An 18,840-nucleotide genomic window follows, 5' to 3' on the forward strand; every position below is an offset into this window, starting at 1 on the left:
GCGAAAGTTATTGGAGCTCACCGCCCAACCGAATTATACATTTGGCCATGTTTACAGAACTTGGCCATTTCGCCCTGATCCTCGCTTTTTTGGTTGCCATCGTGCAGACGGTGGTTCCGCTGATAGGTGCCGCCAAAAGATGGCCCAGCTGGATGAGTTTCGCCGAGTCCGCGGCGATTATCCAATTCTCGTTAGTTGCTTTCTCATTCGCTGCACTGGTCTGGGCCTTTGTGAACTCGGACTTTTCATTAAGGATCGTGGTCGAGAATAGCCATTCGGCCAAACCGATGCTGTACAAGATCAGCGGAACTTGGGGAAACCATGAAGGGTCCATGTTGCTGTGGGTGCTTATCGTGGCCCTGTTCGGCGCGATGGCCGCGTTTTTCGGAGGTGGTCTGCCGCCGACCTTGAAAGCGCGAGTTCTGGCGGTGCAGGCCTCGATCGCAGTTGCGTTCTTTGCCTTCATCCTGTTCACTTCTAACCCGTTTGACCGGCTGGTTGTTGCGCCTTTTGACGGTCGCGATTTGAACCCGCTGTTGCAGGACCCCGGCTTGGCCTTCCATCCGCCATTTCTGTATTTGGGCTATGTTGGCCTGAGCATGGCGTTCAGCTTTGCCGTGGCCGCATTGATTGAGGGCCGCGTTGACGCGGCTTGGGGCCGGTGGGTGCGCCCGTGGACGCTCGCGGCCTGGGTGTTCTTGACAATCGGTATCGCGCTTGGGTCTTGGTGGGCATATTACGAGCTGGGCTGGGGCGGGTTCTGGTTCTGGGACCCGGTTGAAAACGCATCCTTTATGCCGTGGCTGTTGGCAGCCGCCTTGTTGCATTCAGCGATTGTTGTGGAAAAGCGAGAGGCACTGAAAAGCTGGACCATCCTGTTGGCGATCATCGCATTTGGGTTCTCGCTGATCGGTACGTTCATCGTGCGTTCAGGTTTGCTAACCTCGGTCCATGCATTCGCAAACGATCCCGAACGCGGCGTCTTTATACTGCTTATCCTTGTGTTCTTCATGGGAGGAGCGCTGACGTTGTTCGCTGCCCGTGCGCAGACGATGGAGGCAAAGGGCGTTTTCGGCATGTTCAGCCGTGAAAGCGCACTGGTGCTGAACAACATCCTGCTGGCCGTTAGCTGTTTTGTCGTCTTTGTCGGAACGATGTGGCCGATGGTTGCCGAAATGGCCTTTGACCGGAAGCTATCGGTTGGTCCTCCGTTCTTTAACGCGGCCTTTACCCCGTTCATGGTCGCTTTGGGAATAGTGCTGCCAGTGGGTGCGATGCTGCCGTGGAAACGTGGCAAGCTTGGGAAAACAGCATATTCCTTCCGCTATGTCTTCATTCTGGCCCTTGCGCTGGCGTTGCTGGTTTGGGCGATGCAGACAGGCCGCAGCGCGCTGGGGCCGGTGGGTCTGTTCCTTGGTGCCTGGATCACGATGGGGGCGGCCTTCGATTTGTGGAGCCGAACCGGCCGCAACGGAAGTCTGAAGCGCCTTTTCCGTCTGCCCGGTGCGGACTGGGGCAAAGCTGTGGCGCATACTGGCCTCGGAGTGACCATGTTCGCCATCGCTGGCCTGACTGCGTGGGAGGTCGAGGATATTCGCGTCGCCCAGCCTGGTCAGCCGTTCGAGGTTGGCCAATTTACTCTGACCCTGGAAAACGTCCGGCGTGTACAGGGGCCAAACTATTTTTCTACAACAGCAGACGTGCTGGTCGAAAAAGATGGACGGAGCATTGGTACGCTGCATCCCGAAAAGCGTGATTACCCCGTGGCGCAGATGCCCACGACCGAAGCTGCCATCGATTATCGGTTCCTGCGTGATCTCTATGTGGTGATTGGTGATCAGCAAGCGAATGGAGGGTGGGTTGTTCGAACCTATATCAAGCCCTTTGCCAATTGGATTTGGGCCGGATGTATCCTGATGTCCCTGGGTGGATTGCTGAGCTTGTCGGATCGACGTTTCCGCGTCGCAGCCGGGGCGCGCAAGACGCCAGCGCGCGGGGTGCCCGCAGAATGAAGCGTCTGGTCTTAGTCCTGTCGCTGATTGCTTCGCCATTGTTCGCGGTGCAGCCGGACGAGGTACTGGATGATCCCGTATTGGAAGAAAGGGCGCGCGACCTTAGCACCGGCTTGCGCTGCCTTGTCTGCCGTAACGAAAGCATTGATGAAAGCAATGCAGACTTGGCCCGCGATCTGCGCCTATTGGTCCGTGAACGTTTGGTTGCCGGGGACACGGATGAAGAGGCAATTGCCTTCATAGTGGATCGTTATGGCGAGTACGTACTGCTTAAGCCAACTGTCACAGGCTCGAACCTGATGCTTTGGCTGGCCGGACCGACCATGCTGCTGATCGCGGCAGTTATGGGTTGGAGCTTTCTACGAAAACGCTCACAAGTGCAGGCTGAGGGTGAGAAAGATACCCTCAGTGAGGCCGAGAAAGAGCGTTTGCGCCAAATTCTTAAAGACTGACCCAGGGTTCATCTTTTCCTTCTTGTCTAATTGGGTCAAGGTTCGCCAAAGCTCAGATTTGGTGAGGGGTACATGGACTACGAAACGATCCTGCTGGATATCACGGATGATTTGGCGGTTGTTACCCTGAACCGCCCCGACAAGATGAACGCGATGACGGTGCAAATGCGCGCCGAGGTTACACACGCCATGATCTACGCCGCGCGGAACGCGCGCGCGATTGTTCTGACCGGGGCAGGTGGGGCGTTTTGCTCGGGGCAGGATCTCGGCGACGCGTCCAGCACCGGCAAAGTGGATCTGGAGCGCACGCTGCGTGATGAATACGAACCCATGTTGGAAGCGATCTACAACTGTCCGGTGCCGACAATCGCGGCCGTGAACGGGGCTGCGGCGGGGGCAGGCGCAAACCTTGCGCTGTGCGCCGATGTGGTGATCGCAACCGAAAGCGCCTATTTCTTGCAGGCGTTTGCTCGGATTGGACTGTTGCCCGACGCAGGCGGCACTTGGTTCATGCCGCGCCAGATGGGGTTTGCCAAAGCCATGGGCGCGGCCTTGTTTGCCGACAAAATCAGCGCGCGTGAGGCGGATCAATGGGGTCTGATCTGGGAGGCAGTGCCTGACGCTGAATTCGACGCCCATTGGCGCAAGCGTGCGGCGTATCTCGCGAACGGTCCGACAGCCGGATTTGGAGCGATTAAAAAGGCCATTCGCGGAACCTATGAAAAAACTCTGCCTCAGCAATTGGCGTTAGAGGCGAATTTGCAGGGCGAATGCGGGCGCAGCCGGGACTTCGCCGAAGGTGTCGTGGCATTTATGGAGAAACGCCCCCCGAAATTCGAAGGGCGTTGAACTGATTACGCGCGGCGGCGGCGGCGTGAGCGTCGCTCGGGCGCGGCAGCGCTGTCACCTGTACCGTCAGAGGCGGATGTAAACGGCCCCAATGCATCGGATATCTGATCCAAAGTTGGTCTGGACCCGCGTGGAGTGCTATCAAGCGCCTCGCGCATTTTGCGCATGTGCGCGGGCATCGTTCCGCAGCACCCGCCGATAATAGTCGCCCCGGCATCGCGTGCCATCACGGCGTATTGCGCCATCAGGTCGGGTGTACCGTCATACTGAATGCTACCATCCACATATTTTGGAATGCCTGCGTTTCCTTTTGAAATTAACGGCAGGTCCGTTCCCTGAGCCACAAAGCCCAAAACCGTCCGCATGATGTCAGATGAGCCCGTGCCGCAATTCGCGCCGAAGGCCAGAGGTTTGTTCGGAAGTGTTTCGACCAAATTGGCCAGATCTGCTGAAGTTACGCCCATCATTGTACGGCCAGCGGTGTCAAAACTCATCGTTCCGCACCACGGCATATCGGCCATCGCAAACGCCTCGGTCGCAGCACGGAATTCCTCGGGCGCGCTGATGGTTTCGACCCACAGAACGTCTGCACCACCTTCTTTTAGCGCTTCGGCCTGTTCGTGGAACATCTCAACCGCATCCGCGTGCGACAGGCTTCCGACCGGCTCCATGATTTCACCTGTAGGCCCGACCGAACCAGCAACAACGATAGTGCGACCTGCTTTGTCAGCAATTTCCCGACCAAGTTCCGCCCCGATGCGGTTTAATTCGGCCACCCGGTTCTGTGCGTCATGTAGCTTAAGACGTGCAGCCGTTCCTCCAAACGTGTTGGTCAGGAACAAATCACTGCCCGCATCAACCCAACCCTGATACAGCGCCCGAATTTTGTCTGGCGAATCCACATTCCACAGTTCAGGCGCGTCACCCGACTGCAGCCCCACATTGAACAGATTGGTGCCCGTGGCCCCATCTGCGAGAATGACATCGTTAGTCGCAAGAAGCTGGCTGAGTGCATTTGTCATTGGGGTATTCCGAAAAAAGGCGCAAATGGCCTGTCAAAAGAAGAGACGCCCCGTGTCTCATGACCGGGGCGTCAAATCAAATTCATAAATCTCATGAAGATCATGAGGTCGGTGTTAAGCCTTTATTCTGTCTCGCTTAAGACCTGGGATTTGGCGACGGGTAGAAGCTCAGCCATCTTGGCACGGATTTCATCAGCCGAGGACAAAGACCCAAGATCACCCGCGACCTTGCGCACCACGTCTTCGTGGCCGGCCTCTTCAAAATCCGCAATGACGACCGTCCTGGCGTATTCTGCCGCATCATCACCGGATTTACCCAGTTTTTCCGCGGCCCACAGGCCAAGCAGTTTGTTGCAGCGGGCCTGCGCCTTGAACTGCATCTCTTCGTCATGCGCATACTTGGCTTCAAAGGCGTTTTCGCGTTCGTCAAACGTGGTCATTGGTAGGGGACCTCTTGGGTTACAACTTGTTTGGTGATGATATGACCATACGACAAGCTGTTCGCAAGTGATTTGCGCTGCATCAAAGCCCCTTGGATCAGTAAACTTGCGGGAAAGGGGGGCTTGCACTATGAGAACGCCAAAGCGGAGGGAGTCATTCCCTCTCGACAGACTGGAAGGGTCGCTAATGGCGCGTCGCAAGAAAATCTATGAAGGTAAGGCCAAGATTCTGTATGAGGGTCCCGAACCCGGGACCATCGTGCAGTATTTCAAAGATGACGCCACTGCGTTCAACGCCGAGAAAAAAGACGTGATTGATGGCAAGGGTGTTCTGAACAATCGTCTGAGCGAGTTCTTTATGACCGGTCTGGCCCAGATCGGTGTACCAACACACTTCATTCGTCGCCTGAACATGCGCGAACAATTGGTGCGTAGCTGCGAAATCGTGCCTCTGGAAGTAATCGTGCGGAACTATGCCGCTGGTTCGATGTCTAAACGTCTGGGCGTCGACGAGGGTACGCAGCTTCCACGCCCGATTGTGGAATACTGCTACAAAGACGATGCTCTCGGCGACCCGCTGGTCTCAGAAGAGCATATCGCGGCGTTTGGTTGGGCCAGCCAGCAGGATATGGATGATATCCTGAGCCTTGCATTGCGTGTGAATGATTTCATGAGCGGCGTGATGTACTCAGTTGGCATCCGTTTGGTCGACTTCAAGATTGAAATTGGCCGCGTTTATGAAGGTGACTATCAGCGTTTGGTCGTCGCGGATGAGATCAGCCCGGACAGTTGCCGCCTGTGGGATATCGAAACTGGTCAAAAACTCGACAAGGACGTGTTTCGCCGCGACTTGGGGAGTCTGACGGACGCCTATTCCGAGGTCGCGCGGCGTCTGGGTGTTTTGCCGAAAAGCAATGTCTCAAAGCCGACGCTGATCAACTAGACCATAAACAACCGCAAATTGCTTGGGGCGCTGTTTTCTGCAAACGGCGCCCGTTTCTTTTGCCCTTGTGGTTTGACAGGGCGGTTGGACCTTCGCATTGTCAGGACAGGTGCAACTTACGGCAGTTCCAACATGGCCGAATTGTTTGATCAGGCGGTTTTTCTGAAATTTCTTGCGGCGCTACTGGCGATTTTTAATCCGCTATACGGTATTCCGATTTTCCTGAGCATGACCAAAGGATACTCGGCCACCGAACGTAAGCGCGTTGCTTTGATCGTAACCGGGACCGTCGTGACCGTTGCTTTGATATCGGTTCTGGTCGGTGAAGAGATTCTGGCGATTTTTGGGATCGACATCCCCTCGTTCCGCATCGCCGGGGGGCTGATCATTCTTGGGGTAGGGATGACCATGTTGAACGCGTCTGATCCGCCGAAAGGGGATCAGAAAGCTGCAGAGCATGGCCATAACAAGAAGAGTAATATCGCCGTGGTGCCGTTGGCGATTCCTTTGACGATTGGTCCGGGAACCATCGCTACGACTATTGTTTTTGCGCATACGCTTTCAGACGGGGCCGAGATTGTGACCCTGGGTTCGGCAGTGCTCATAGCCTGCGCGATTGTCGGAGCGGGTTTGTTGTTCGCGGACCCGATTTCTCGGTTTCTGGGTCCGACCATGATCAATGTAATCACCCGCGTAATGGCGATCATCCTTGTCGCTGTCGCCGTTGAAATGGTGCTGACTGGTACCTTTAATGCCATCGATACGCGATATCCTGGGCTTACGGGCGGGAACTGAGTTCAAAAACCAGTACGATCAATGCAAGGACGAGGGTTGTCGAATGACGCTTGGCACGTTATCCCCGCGCAACGGAACGGGCCTGAATCCTTGGCCCTTAGCTGGAGTTGCAGGAATGAAAGCACGGGTGCATGTGATGCTGAAGAACGGGGTCCTCGATCCGCAGGGTGAGGCCGTGCGGCATGCATTGGGCGCAATGGGTTTTGATCAGGTCGAAGGCGTGCGCCAAGGCAAGGTGATTGATCTTGAGCTGGCCGACGGCTCGACCGAGGCTGACATCACCGAGATGTGCGAAAAACTATTGGCCAACACGGTCATCGAGCGTTACGAGATCGAACTGGTCTGATCCCTTTACCCGGAGGCTCCGCAATGCGCGCTGCTGTCATCGTTTTCCCAGGCTCTAACTGTGACCGGGACCTTGCCGTCGCTTTTGAACAGGCGGGCTTTGAGGTTGATATGGTTTGGCACAAGGATGCCGCGCTGCCGCAGGGCATTGATATCGTGGGGGTCCCTGGCGGGTTTTCTTACGGTGACTATCTGCGTTGCGGCGCGATTGCCGCGCAATCTCCGATCTGCAAGGCGGTTGTCGAACACACCGATCGGGGTGGTTATGCCGTAGGTATCTGTAACGGATTCCAGATCCTGACCGAGACCGGTATCCTGCCCGGTGCACTTTTGCGCAATGCAGGTTTGAAGTACATCTGCAAGACAGTAGGTCTGAAGGTTGAAACCAGCGACAGTGCCTTTACCCAAGGCTACAATGCTGGCGACGTGTTGGGCATTCCGATTGCTCACCATGATGGAAACTATTTCGCAGATGACGGAACATTGTCCTCACTTCGTGATCAGGACAGGATCGCTTTCACCTATACCGAGAACCCCAACGGCTCGGTTGGCGACATTGCTGGCATACTTTCCGAAAACCGTCGCGTTCTGGGTATGATGCCGCATCCCGAACGCGCAGCGGATGAGGGTCATGGCGGGACTGACGGAACGGCGTTGTTCCGCGCATTGTCGGGTGTTCTTACTCCTGCGTGACTTGAGGTTACATCAATCCCCGCGTAACTTTTGGGGATGAGTTCCGACGAACGCTCAGGCGGGCTTAATCTAACAAATCCTTTTCGCGGCGCACCCCTTGGGTGGCGCCTGCGCCTCGCTGTTATCGCGCTTTTGGTGGCTGCGGTGGCAACGGTGTGGATCACGAACCGGCTTTTGACGGACAGGTTTACCGAGTCGACGCGTAACCGGGCCGAACTGCGTCTGGCCCTGTATTCGGGTAACCTTCTGAGCGAGCTGCGTAGAAATTCGATTGTGCCGCAACTTCTCGCCCGCGATCCGACGTTGATTTCGGCGCTTCAATCCAGTGACTTTTCACTGTCGACGCAACGCCTGATATCCTTTGTCGAAGAAATCGGTGCCGCATCGTTGATGCTTTTGGACAGGGATGGACGCTCTGTCGCGTCCACGGATCGCAACCGGTTGGGCGAGGCGCATCGAAGTTCGCCCTATTTCATTGACGCAGTACGTTCGAATGCAACCATCTTCACGGTGATCGAGAAGGAATCGGGCGGCTACAGCTTTGTTTATTCCCGCCGCATCGACGCGAATGCCGAAATCCTTGGCGTTATTGTTGTTGAAGTCGATCTGCGCAAATTCGAACTTGCCTGGGCAGGGATTTCGGATGCGGTAATGGTGGCGGACAGTACCGGCACCATCATTTTGTCGACCGAACCTCAGTGGCGCGGCCACAAGGAAGACGAGGCGTTGTTGCGACAGCCGCCTGAAGGTGCAATTCAGCGTGCCATCCGTGCAACCACCGACTGGGCCGCGCTGCCGCCAGACGCCTATTTGCAAGGCGAGGCCGTGATGCGAATGGAAACGCGCATACCGTTCCGAGGATGGCAAATGACGTCTTTCACAACTTACGCGTCGATCCGCGAAAGGGTGAACAGCGTTCTTGCGCTCGAAATAATGGGCTTTGCGATTCTTCTGGCGCTGGCCTTCTATGCGCTTAGCCGCCGGGCGACGTTCCGGATGACTTTGTTCCAGCGCGAGTCGGCAGAGCTTCGCGCATTGAACACCCGGCTACAGCGGGAAATTGCTGAGCGGGAGCGAGTTGAAAAGACCTTGGAAGTTGCCGAGCAGACGCTTGCGCAAAGCTCGAAACTTGCCGCCTTGGGCGAGATGTCGGCGGCTGTAAGCCACGAGTTGAATCAACCGTTGGCTGCAATGAAAACCTATCTGGCCGGAGCGCGTCTGTTGCTGCGCCGAAATCGTCCAGAAGAGGCGCTGGCCAGCTTTGGCCGTATCGACGGCTTGATTGAGCGGATGGGTGCAATTACGCGCCAGCTTAAATCCTATGCACGCAAGGGTGCAGATGCGTTTTCCCCTGTAAACCTTGGCGAAGCGCTGGCCTCGTCACTGTCGATGATGGAGCCACAGCTGCGTCAGCGACACGTCAAAATAACGCAGATTTTGCCGGAAGAACCTGTCATAGTGATGGGGGATCGGATGCGGATTGAACAGGTGATGGTCAATCTCTTGCGGAATGCGCTGGACGCCACCAAATCTGTATCGGACCCGGATGTTGAGATCATACTGGCAGCGGGCGACATGGCGGTGCTGACCGTGCGCGACAATGGCTACGGAATTGAAGATATCGAGAACCTTTTCGAGCCGTTCTACACCACCAAGCAACCCGGCGACGGGGTTGGTTTGGGTCTTGCCATTTCGTCGGGTATCGTGAACGACCACGGCGGACGGCTAACTGCACGTAACAGTCAGCAAGGCGGCGCTGTGTTCGAAATGCAGCTGCCGATACTGGGAAGCGACGGCCTCGCGGCCGCTGAGTAACGAGGATTGACTATGGCACAAGCCATGAAAATCGCCATTGTGGATGACGAACAGGACATGCGCCAGTCGATCAGCCAGTGGCTGGCCTTGTCGGGATATGACACCGAAACGTTTTCAAGCGCCGAAGACGCGTTGAAAGTCTTGGGGCCGGAATACCCGGGCATCGTGATATCCGACATTAAAATGCCGGGTATGGATGGCATTCAACTTCTGAAAAAGCTGATGGGCGCGGACAGCACTCTGCCGGTTATCATGATAACTGGGCATGGCGATGTACCGATGGCCGTGGAAGCGATGCGTGTCGGCGCATTCGACTTCCTTGAAAAGCCATTCAATCCCGATCGCATGTCGGAATTGGCGAAACGTGCCAGCAACGCGCGTCGCCTGACGCTGGACAACCGGGCGCTGCGGCGTGAACTGTCTGGCGGCACTCAGATCATGAACAAGCTGATCGGCGCCAGCCCGGTGATGGAGCGCTTGCGCGAGGATATTCTGGATTTGGGTCAGGCGGATGGTCACGTTCTGATTGATGGTGAAACGGGCACGGGTAAAACGCTGGTTGCGCATGCGCTGCACGCAGTGGGAAGCCGGGCCGGAAAGAAGTTTGTTCTGGTCTCATGCGCCGCGCTTGAGGAAGAGGCGCTTTCCAAACGGCTGTTCGGGCCGATGATGCCCGAAGATGCGCAATTGCCCGCTATCGAAGAGGCGCGCGGCGGTACCTTGGTACTGGAAGACATTGAGGCGCTCAGCGACACGCTTCAGGCGCGTTTGCTGAGTGTGATGAATGATCAAGGTACGCCGGCAGAGACGCGTATCGTCGCTATTTCGAACCTTCAAGAGGCAGGAAAGACCAGCGAAGATGTGCTGCGCCCCGACCTGTTCTATCGTCTCGCCGCGCTGCGCATCACTATGCCACCGCTCCGCCAGCGCGGAGAGGATATCCTGACCCTGTTCACGCGCCTCAGCGAGCAATTTGCAGAAGAATATGGCTGCGACGCACCGCAGGTGAGTGCTCAGGAGGCAGCGCAGCTGCTGCAGGCTCCGTGGCCAGGAAACGTGCGCCAATTGATCAACATCGCCGAACGCGCCGTACTGCAATCACGACGTGGATCAGGAACGATTGCTTCGCTGCTGATGTCAGATCATGAGGAAATGCAGCCGGTCATGACAACCGAGGGTAAGCCGCTCAAGGAATATGTCGAAGCGTTTGAGCGGATGTTGATTGATAACACCATGCGCCGTCACAAAGGCTCGATCGCTTCGGTCATGGAAGAGCTATGCCTGCCGCGGCGTACATTGAACGAGAAGATGGCAAAGTACAGCCTGCAAAGGTCGGACTACCTGTAAGTTGAAGAGTGAAGCACTCTGCAACGCACCAGCTTATGCGCTTAAGGTAGCCGCGACATTATTAGTCGAAGGATGGGGTCGCAATGGCGTCCACGAGGTTGCCGCGCAGTTTGCCCATTGTCTTTTCCACAAGACTGCCTTTATGGTGTCGAAACGGGCAGGGCGTTTTTATGCCCTTAAGCCCCGATTTTTTTGAGTTTCGCTGCTTTGTCGCGGATGGTGATGAAACCCACGAGGTAAAGCAGACCGATTATGCCCCAGTGGGGCTGTTGAACGCCTGAGCCCGCAAACGCGGGCGAAAGGAATAAATGGGCAGGTCGCGGCATACCGCACCTGTCGGAGAAGAACCGCGATGACGCGCGCGCAACGATCGAGTGTACGGGCAGGGGGCCACAGCGCCAGACCCTGCCGCGCGCCGTCCGAAATCGCCCTGACAAGACACCACCCCAAAAGCGCCTGTCCCCCCGGACGGGTAAGGACAACGCATTTGGCGCGGTGCACCAAGGAAACATGGCTAAAAAAATGCTTATCGACGCCACCCACGCGGAGGAAACCCGCGTTGTGGTGGTCGACGGAAACAAGGTTGAAGAGTTCGATTTTGAGTCCGAAAATAAACGTCAACTCGCAGGTAACATCTACCTTGCAAAAGTAACTCGGGTTGAACCTTCGCTACAGGCCGCCTTTGTAGATTACGGCGGAAATCGGCACGGGTTCCTTGCGTTTTCGGAAATCCACCCGGATTACTACCAGATCCCTGTCGCCGACCGCGAAGCTCTTATGGAAGAAGAGCGCGCTTATGCCGAAGCTATGAAGGCACGGGATGAGGCAGAAGAGTCCAAGCCCAAGAAGCGACGCTCACGATCACGGACCAAGGCAGCTGACGTAAAATCCGATGACGTGGTCGAGACCATCGAGGTGTCGGCAGAACCGACCGGGATGGAAACGATTGATCTGGATGAAGGTGAAGAGGGTACTGATTTGGCAGTTCCCGAGGGCACCTCACCGATGGATTATGTCGCCGAGACGCCTGTAGAAGAGCCCACTGATGATGAGGCGGAGACGACGGGCGAGGACCTTGACGTCGAAACTGTGGATGCAGACGAAGCTGAGGCACCGGTTGAGCCTGCACCACAAGCCGCGGATGAGGAGGTTCAGGCTCAAAACGATCCCGACGAGTCTGAAACCGCCGCTGCGGAGGCTGAGGATGTCGCGGCCGAGGAAGCCAGCGAAGAGGCCGATGGCAATGGCGATGCTGAAACCGTCTCCCGCTCGGACGCGGCGGCTAAGGACGACAGCATCGAGTCGGTGGCCGATGATGATGATAGCGAGGATATCCGCCCGCCGCGCAAGCCGCGACCACGCCGGTACAAGATCCAGGAAGTCATAAAGGTTCGTCAGGTTCTGCTGGTTCAGGTCGTGAAAGAAGAGCGTGGCAACAAGGGCGCTGCGCTCACGACTTATCTGTCTCTGGCCGGTCGGTACTGCGTTCTGATGCCCAACACGGCGCGGGGCGGCGGGATCAGCCGCAAGATAACAAACGCGCCGGATCGGAAAAAGCTGAAAGAAATCGCGGCGGAAATCGACGTACCCACTGGCGCCGGCCTGATCATCCGAACAGCAGGTGCCAAGCGCACCAAATCCGAGATCAAGCGTGACTATGAATATCTGCAGCGCATGTGGGAACAAATCCGCGAATTGACGTTGCAATCCATAGCACCGGCGAAGATTTATGAAGAAGGCGACCTGATCAAGCGGTCGATCCGCGACCTCTATAATCGCGATATTGACGAGGTTCTGGTTGAGGGCGAAGGCGGTTACCGCATCGCCAAGGACTTCATGAAAATGATCATGCCGTCCCACGCCAAGAATGTGAAACGGTACGAAGACGCCTTGCCATTGTTCGCGCGCTATCAGGTCGAAAGCTATCTGGCCGCAATGTTCAATCCGACGGTACAGTTGAAATCCGGTGGGTATATCGTAATTGGCGTTACCGAGGCGCTCGTCGCGATTGATGTGAACTCGGGCCGTGCGACCAAAGAAGGTTCGATCGAGGAAACCGCGCTCAAGACCAACTTGGAAGCTGCGGAAGAGGTGGCGCGGCAATTGCGCCTGCGTGACCTTGCGGGGCTGATCGTCATCGATTTTATCGATATGGATGAGCGCAAGAACAACTCAGCCGTCGAAAAACGGTTGAAGGAAAAGCTAAAGACCGATCGCGCACGCATTCAGGTGGGTCGAATCTCCGGTTTTGGCCTGATGGAGATGAGCCGCCAGCGTCTGCGCCCCGGTATGCTTGAGGCTACGACGCAGCCATGCCCATCGTGCCACGGTACCGGGCTGATCCGCTCGGACGACAACATGGCGCTGTCGATCCTGCGCCAGATCGAAGAAGAAGGCACCCGTCGCCGATCACGCGAGGTTCTGGTGCGCTGCCCGGTCGGTATTTCAAACTTCTTGATGAACCAAAAGCGCGAACACATTGCGCAAATCGAAGCACGCTATGGTATGTCAGTTCGGATTGAAGGCGACATTCATTTGGTCAGCCCTGATTTCTCGATGGAGAAGTTCAAAACCGCCAGCCGCGTCGTCCCCGAGGCAAGCGCGCCAGTTGTGTCCGTAGATGCATCGTTGATGGATGTGGTTGACTCGGAGGATGACGTAACCGCCGAGGAAGACGCGGTTCAGACCGAAGAGGACACCAAGCCCAAGCGCAAGCGCCGTCGGCGCCGCCGGAAGAAAAACAATGGTTCATCAGATACGCCTGACACCAGCGTAGAGGACGGAGAGACCGCTACAGAAGCTGCAGATGATGCAGTATCTGATGCCAAGGCAGAACAAGCCCCGTCAGATACCAAGGTTGAAGAAACGGACTCGGATAAGAAAGCGGAAAAGCCGAAGCGTCGCCGCGCTCCTCGCAGCCGCAAAAAAACTTCCGAGCAGGTGGACGTTTCTGAGGAAACCCCGGCTACGGATTCGCCTGAGCCTCAGGCTGATGAAGTCGCAGCGGAACCACTTGCAGAAGTCGGTGCTGAAGGTAGCACCGAGGAAGGCGAACAAGTCGCGGTAAGCGAACAGCCTGAACCAGCACAAGTTGTTGAGGACACTGTCGTGCAGTCAATCAGCACCGAGGTTGAAGAGGTGACACAAACCGCAGTCACCGAAGGTGTAGAACCGATCACCGACGATGTAGAAGTAGCGGAGGCCAACACGAAGCCGGAAGACTCGTCTGCTCCGGTGCTCGAAGTTGTTGCGGACGAGCCCGAACAGCCCGACGAACCCGCCAAACCGAAACGGCGCGGATGGTGGTCCTTGGGACAGTGACTAACAAAGGCGGGCTTTAGGGTCCGCCTTTTTTGATCAGATCGCTTCTGCGACCTAACCTGCTTTCTGTATTAGATAGACTTGGTGTCCATCGGCATCTTCTTGTGAAAGCAGTTGATGCCCGCTTTCTGCACAAAAATGCGGAACGTCCACAATAGCGGCCGGATCATCCGCAAGCACGCGTAAAACGGCCCCCGCAGGCAAGGATTTAAGGCGTTTTCTGGCTTTCAGGACGGGCAAAGGACACAAAAGGCCCAACGCGTCGAGTGTTTCGTTAGGATTAGACATATCACTCAGATATTTTCACTTTTACTTTGTGTCCAGCACGCAACCACGAGGATGTGACCGAATGGCCCGGTGACGCAGCGAATTTGATATCCTATGTGCTGAAACATGTTCGGAATAGATATCATAGACGCAGGCTTGCTTCCTGCCATGTTCATCGCGCTGCTTGGCGGCCTGATCAGCTTTTTGTCGCCCTGCGTTCTGCCCATTGTACCGCCGTACCTTGCGTATATGAGCGGCGTTTCAATCAACGAGATGAAGGACGAGGCGCAAGCGAGGCGCAAAGCAACTTTGACGGCATTGTTCTTTGTGCTTGGATTGTCGACCGTATTTCTGCTGCTTGGCTTTACCGCATCCGCCTTTGGGGCGTTTGTGTTGCAGAACCAGGTGCTGTTCGCCAAGCTTTCAGGCGCTGTGGTCATTGTCTTTGGTTTGCACTTCCTGAACGTCTTCCGCATCCCCTTCCTTGATCGCGAAGCGCGGATCGAGACCGGAGACTCGGGTGGTTCGGTGTTCGGTGCGTACATTCTCGGTCTGGCTTTTGCCTTTGGCTGGACGCCGTGCATTGGCCCTCAACTCGGTGCAATCCTATCTTTGGCGGCGTCCGAAGCATCGGTTGCGCGCGGTACATTGCTGTTGGGCGTATATGCTGCCGGTCTTGGTATTCCGTTTTTGCTGGCCGCAATGTTCCTGAACCGGTCGATGTCGGTGATGAACCGTATCAAGCCACACATGGCGACGATCGAAAAAGTCATGGGCGGGCTACTGCTGTTCGTTGGTATCATGCTGATTACGGGTCTGTTTACCGAGTTCAGCTGGTGGCTGCTTGAGACCTTCCCGGCATTGGCCAATTTCGGGTGATCTGCTGATCTGACTTACCTTGTCGGCAACGCTGCGCTAATCTGCGCAGCAGAAGGTAAGGCCATGAGCAGTCAAAACAATCAGCCGCAGGTGCGCAGGCGTCGGGTGTTCTACATTCCCGGCTACGATCCCATTCACCCGCGGCGATACCGAGAGTTGTACCGCAAAGAAAGTCAGATGCAGGCGAAGATCTCGAGGTACGAGATTTCGATTTCACCGAAGCCGAGCGACACGACTTACGGCTGGCATGTTCAATCGTCTCAGGACGGTTTTGAAGTTGAGGCGGACGTTCAGGTTTTGGTCTGGTCCGATATCGTGCGCGACAGCATGGCAACCTCGATCCCTGCAACATATATGCAGCTTTTTCGGACGGCATGGATTTATGTTGCCTCTGGTGCCCTAAAATCTCTGATGAGCCTTCGTAAGGGGCCGGTGATTGCAGCACTTTATCCCGTTGTCATGCTGATCGTGCAACTCGGGTTAGCACTCGCTTTGGCCTTTGGTGTCACGATGCTGCTCTGGCCCGTCATGGGCTCGCCAGGAATTGCTGTAGCGATCATCGCAGCATGGGCGCTGCTGTATTGGTTTCGCAAGAAGGACAACCGCCTTTTCGCCTACTACCTTATGCATGACTACGCCTATTCTGCGGCCTTGCGAGGTGCTGTTCCTGCCGAGCTAAAGCAGCGTCTTGTCGAATTCAAGGATCATATCAGAGCGGCGCTTGAGACCGATGTGGACGAAGTTCTGGTGGTTGGGCATTCTTCAGGGGCGCATCTTGGAGTGATCGCATTGGCAGAATTGATCCGCGACCGAGGTTTGCCGCCTGATGGGCCAAAGCTGTCGTTCCTGACGCTGGGACAGGTTGTTCCGATGGTCTCATTCCTTCCTGACGCTCAGGATCTGCGGACCGACTTGCAATTTCTTTCAATCCAACGCGCCCTGACATGGGTCGATATCTCAGCGCCCGGTGATGGATGCGCCTTTGCGTTGTGCGATCCGGTCAGTGTCAGTGGTGTGGCAACCGAACAGAAACGTTGGCCGTTGGTTCTATCCGCGGCTTTTACTCAGACGCTGTCGCCTGAACGTTGGCAGGAGCTGCGCTGGAGGTTTTTTCAGCTGCATTTCCAGTATCTTTGCGCGTTCGACCGACCGGGCGTTTATGACTATTTCCGCATCACCGCCGGGCCGCTCACTTTGGGCCAGCGATTCAGCGGGCGAAACCCGTCGAAGTCACGCATTGATCATGCCGTTTCGAAATACCGGTCGGTGCGCGGATGAGGCCACCAAAGCCGACATCGCGATCAGACAACGTCTCGCTCTGGCGCTATCTGAAGCTATTTCGCAAAGACTTGCTGTCGGCTCAACCTCAGCGCCTCTATCGCGCATGGATGGCCGAGTTTCGCACACCCTTCTTTCGGTCCTATCTGATTAACCAGCCCGAGCTTGTGGATACGGTCCTCAGACAGCGCCCAGACGATTTTCCCAAATCTGGGCGCATAAGCGAAGGGTTGCGCCCATTGCTTGGGGAGTCGGTCTTTTTAACCAACGGCGAGACATGGAAACGCCAGCGCCGGATTATCGATCCTGCGTTTGAAGGTGGGCGGTTGAAGGACACCTTTCCGGCCATGCTACAAGCGGCACAAGCTTGCGTCGCGCGCCTGAGAGGGCAGGGCGGCAAAGTGGTAGAATGCGAAGAAATCACTAGCCACGCTGCGGCGGACGTAATCTTCCGAACGCTTTTTTCCGTGCCTATCCAGCATCAAGTGGCTGCACAAGTCTTTGAAAAGTTCAGGGCGTATCAGCGGCAACAACCTTTGCTGAACCTGGCGGCCTTCATTCCCGTGCCGCGATGGATGCCAAGATTACACGCGCGCAATACCCGCCGAAACGCGCGTGAGATTAGGGCATTGATCAGCCGAATGACGTCCGAACGCGCAAAGCAAATCGCCGCAGGACAAGCACCGGATGATCTGGCCACAAAGATCATGACTACACCGGACCCGGAAACCGGGCGTTGCTTTGATACGAATGAGATGGTGGATCAGGTGGCCATCTTCTTTCTCGCCGGTCATGAGACAAGCGCATCCGCGCTGGCTTGGACACTGTACTTGATGGCGCTTTACCCTGAATGGCAGGAGCGTCTGTTTTCTGAGGCCGCCGTTTTGGACGATCCCAGCTTTGGCAGTCTGCCGAAACTTAAACTCAGCCGGGATGTTTTCCGTGAAGCTCTGCGGCTTTATCCACCGGTTCCGATGATGGTGCGAGAGGCGTCGTGCCCGGAACAGTTCCGGGGTCGGGAGGTCGCCAAAGGCTCGCAAATCATAATCAGCCCATGGCACCTGCACCGGCATGAGCGTTTGTGGGACCGACCTGATGACTTTGATCCCATCAGATGGGACACCGAAAACGGAAAAACCTGCCAGCGCAACGCTTACATCCCGTTTTCTACCGGCCCGCGTGTCTGCACTGGCGCTGGGTTTGCGATGGTCGAAGGGCCCTTGCTGCTTTCGATGCTCCTACGGAACTTTAGGTTCGAACTGGTTGAGGGGCGCACGCCGGTTCCGGTGGCGCATCTGACCGTGCGCTCGAAGGACGGAATTTGGTTGCGCTTGGTTGAGCGCTAACATCCTACCATCGCCCGTCACCTTGCTGTATGCGAATAAAAAACGCGGAATCATTGTTGAACAGGAAATGGTTATGTCCAAAGCAGAACAGCGCAAGCAGATGTCCAATGGCGCGGGTTTCATTGCAGCCCTGGATCAAAGCGGTGGATCGACACCCAAGGCGCTGGCTCTCTACGGGGTTGCGGCGTCTGATTACAACTCTGACGAAGAGATGTTTGATGAAATCCAGAAGATGCGTGCGCGTATCATTCTAGCTGACGACTTTACAAAGGACAAAGTCATCGGTGCCATCCTGTTCGAACGTACACTCGGAGAAGAGATTGAGGGCCGCAAGGTCGCCGACTACCTTTGGACGCAGAAGGGTATCGTTCCATTCCTCAAGATCGACAAAGGCTTGGAAGAACAAGCTAACGGTGTTCAGTTGATGAAACCGATACCGGGCCTGGCAGATACCCTTGCAAAGGCAAAGAATGTGTTCGGCACCAAGGAACGCTCGGTCATTCACGAAGCTAACGCTGAAGGTATCGCAGCAGTGGTTGCCCAGCAGTTCGACGTGGCCCGCGAGGTCGTTGCAGCCGGCATGGTTCCGATTATCGAGCCCGAAGTGAATATCAATTCTGCCACCAAGGCCGAAGCGGAAGACATCCTGAAAGCCGAAATTTTGAAGAATCTCGACCAACTGGAAGAAGGCCAAGAGGTCATGCTGAAGTTGACGCTCCCAAGCAAAGCCAACCTTTTTGATGAGGTGGCTGATCACCCGCGTGTGTTACGTGTCGTGGCACTTTCCGGCGGTTACTCAACGCAGCAAGCCTGTGACCTGCTGGGACAGAACAGCAAAATGATTGCCTCATTTTCACGTGCTTTGACCGAAGGTCTGTCGAAACAGCAATCGGATAGCGAATTCAACGCTGCGTTGGGGGGCAATATCGACAAGATATTCCGCGCTTCGGTCCAGTAGATTATGGGCATTTTTCGGTCTTTGTCTTTGCAACTTCGTTTGTTTACAGCATGTTACTGGCGAGTTTTCATCTCGAAA

Annotated in this window: 17 protein-coding genes; 14 read left to right on the forward strand and 3 right to left on the reverse strand. The window is 55.9% G+C overall.

Annotated features, from left to right (window positions below; all coding sequences use genetic code 11):
* The first annotated feature begins 47 nt into the window (after positions 1 to 47).
* The 3 genes from AVO44_RS00210 (at position 48) to AVO44_RS00220 (ending at position 3,313) form a co-directional block, all read left to right on the forward strand.
* Entirely contained in the window at positions 48 to 2,012 is a 1,965-nt protein-coding gene (locus AVO44_RS00210) for a heme lyase CcmF/NrfE family subunit (protein ID WP_068331087.1), read from the forward strand.
* Positions 2,009 to 2,464, forward strand: coding sequence for a cytochrome c-type biogenesis protein (locus AVO44_RS00215; protein WP_068331089.1), 456 nt, complete (start codon positions 2,009 to 2,011; stop codon positions 2,462 to 2,464). Before AVO44_RS00210 ends, AVO44_RS00215 begins: the two co-directional genes overlap by 4 nt.
* A gap of 72 nt (positions 2,465 to 2,536) precedes the next feature.
* Positions 2,537 to 3,313 (forward strand): enoyl-CoA hydratase-related protein, encoded by a 777-nt coding sequence (locus AVO44_RS00220; RefSeq protein WP_068331091.1) that lies wholly within the window; start codon positions 2,537 to 2,539, stop codon positions 3,311 to 3,313.
* Positions 3,314 to 3,318: 5 nt separating this feature from the next.
* Here AVO44_RS00220 and bmt read toward each other — a convergent pair whose 3' ends face one another.
* Together bmt and AVO44_RS00230 are read right to left on the reverse strand one after the other, a co-directional pair.
* Entirely contained in the window at positions 3,319 to 4,335 is a 1,017-nt protein-coding gene (bmt, locus tag AVO44_RS00225; protein ID WP_068331093.1) for a betaine--homocysteine S-methyltransferase, read from the reverse strand.
* A gap of 122 nt (positions 4,336 to 4,457) precedes the next feature.
* Positions 4,458 to 4,775, reverse strand: coding sequence for a DUF1476 domain-containing protein (locus AVO44_RS00230; RefSeq protein ID WP_068331095.1), 318 nt, complete (start codon positions 4,773 to 4,775; stop codon positions 4,458 to 4,460).
* 187 nt (positions 4,776 to 4,962) lie between these two features.
* Between AVO44_RS00230 and purC the strand changes: the two genes are divergently transcribed.
* The 7 genes from purC (at position 4,963) to AVO44_RS00265 (ending at position 14,034) form a co-directional block, all read left to right on the forward strand.
* Positions 4,963 to 5,718 (forward strand): phosphoribosylaminoimidazolesuccinocarboxamide synthase, encoded by a 756-nt coding sequence (purC, locus tag AVO44_RS00235; RefSeq protein WP_068331097.1) that lies wholly within the window; start codon positions 4,963 to 4,965, stop codon positions 5,716 to 5,718.
* A 132-nt stretch (positions 5,719 to 5,850) separates the two neighbouring features.
* Positions 5,851 to 6,513, forward strand: coding sequence for a MarC family protein (locus AVO44_RS00240; RefSeq protein WP_068331099.1), 663 nt, complete (start codon positions 5,851 to 5,853; stop codon positions 6,511 to 6,513).
* A 115-nt stretch (positions 6,514 to 6,628) separates the two neighbouring features.
* Positions 6,629 to 6,859 carry a phosphoribosylformylglycinamidine synthase subunit PurS gene (gene purS / locus AVO44_RS00245; protein WP_068331101.1) on the forward strand — a complete coding sequence of 77 codons (231 nt, stop codon included), beginning with the start codon at positions 6,629 to 6,631 and terminating at the stop codon, positions 6,857 to 6,859.
* A gap of 23 nt (positions 6,860 to 6,882) precedes the next feature.
* On the forward strand, positions 6,883 to 7,551 hold the full coding sequence (purQ, locus tag AVO44_RS00250; protein ID WP_068331103.1) for a phosphoribosylformylglycinamidine synthase subunit PurQ: 669 nt from the start codon (positions 6,883 to 6,885) through the stop codon (positions 7,549 to 7,551).
* A 36-nt stretch (positions 7,552 to 7,587) separates the two neighbouring features.
* Positions 7,588 to 9,366: a sensor histidine kinase gene (locus AVO44_RS00255; RefSeq protein WP_068331105.1), complete on the forward strand. Its 1,779-nt coding sequence runs from the start codon at positions 7,588 to 7,590 to the stop codon at positions 9,364 to 9,366.
* A 12-nt stretch (positions 9,367 to 9,378) separates the two neighbouring features.
* A complete protein-coding gene (locus AVO44_RS00260; protein ID WP_068331107.1) occupies positions 9,379 to 10,713 on the forward strand; it encodes a sigma-54-dependent transcriptional regulator in 1,335 nt (444 codons plus the stop codon).
* Between the two features lie 510 nt (positions 10,714 to 11,223).
* Complete coding sequence (locus tag AVO44_RS00265; protein WP_068331109.1) at positions 11,224 to 14,034, forward strand: Rne/Rng family ribonuclease; 2,811 nt, start codon at positions 11,224 to 11,226, stop codon at positions 14,032 to 14,034.
* Positions 14,035 to 14,088: 54 nt separating this feature from the next.
* Here the strand turns inward: AVO44_RS00265 and AVO44_RS00270 are convergent, their stop codons facing one another.
* Entirely contained in the window at positions 14,089 to 14,322 is a 234-nt protein-coding gene (locus tag AVO44_RS00270) for a sulfurtransferase TusA family protein (RefSeq protein WP_068331112.1), read from the reverse strand.
* A gap of 105 nt (positions 14,323 to 14,427) precedes the next feature.
* Here AVO44_RS00270 and AVO44_RS00275 point away from each other — a divergent pair, with 105 nt between their 5' ends.
* From AVO44_RS00275 to AVO44_RS00290, 4 genes are all read left to right on the forward strand, one after another.
* Entirely contained in the window at positions 14,428 to 15,180 is a 753-nt protein-coding gene (locus tag AVO44_RS00275; RefSeq protein WP_068331114.1) for a cytochrome c biogenesis CcdA family protein, read from the forward strand.
* A 63-nt stretch (positions 15,181 to 15,243) separates the two neighbouring features.
* A complete protein-coding gene (locus tag AVO44_RS00280) occupies positions 15,244 to 16,458 on the forward strand; it encodes an alpha/beta hydrolase family protein (RefSeq protein WP_068331116.1) in 1,215 nt (404 codons plus the stop codon).
* Positions 16,455 to 17,804, forward strand: coding sequence for a cytochrome P450 (locus AVO44_RS00285; RefSeq protein ID WP_068331118.1), 1,350 nt, complete (start codon positions 16,455 to 16,457; stop codon positions 17,802 to 17,804). The genes AVO44_RS00280 and AVO44_RS00285 overlap by 4 nt, the downstream gene beginning before the upstream one ends.
* 73 nt (positions 17,805 to 17,877) lie before the next feature.
* Positions 17,878 to 18,762 (forward strand): fructose bisphosphate aldolase, encoded by an 885-nt coding sequence (locus tag AVO44_RS00290; protein ID WP_068332541.1) that lies wholly within the window; start codon positions 17,878 to 17,880, stop codon positions 18,760 to 18,762.
* Positions 18,763 to 18,840 lie beyond the last annotated feature (78 nt).

It is taken from the genome of Ruegeria profundi (genome assembly GCF_001507545.1).
Lineage (GTDB): Bacteria > Pseudomonadota > Alphaproteobacteria > Rhodobacterales > Rhodobacteraceae > Ruegeria > Ruegeria profundi.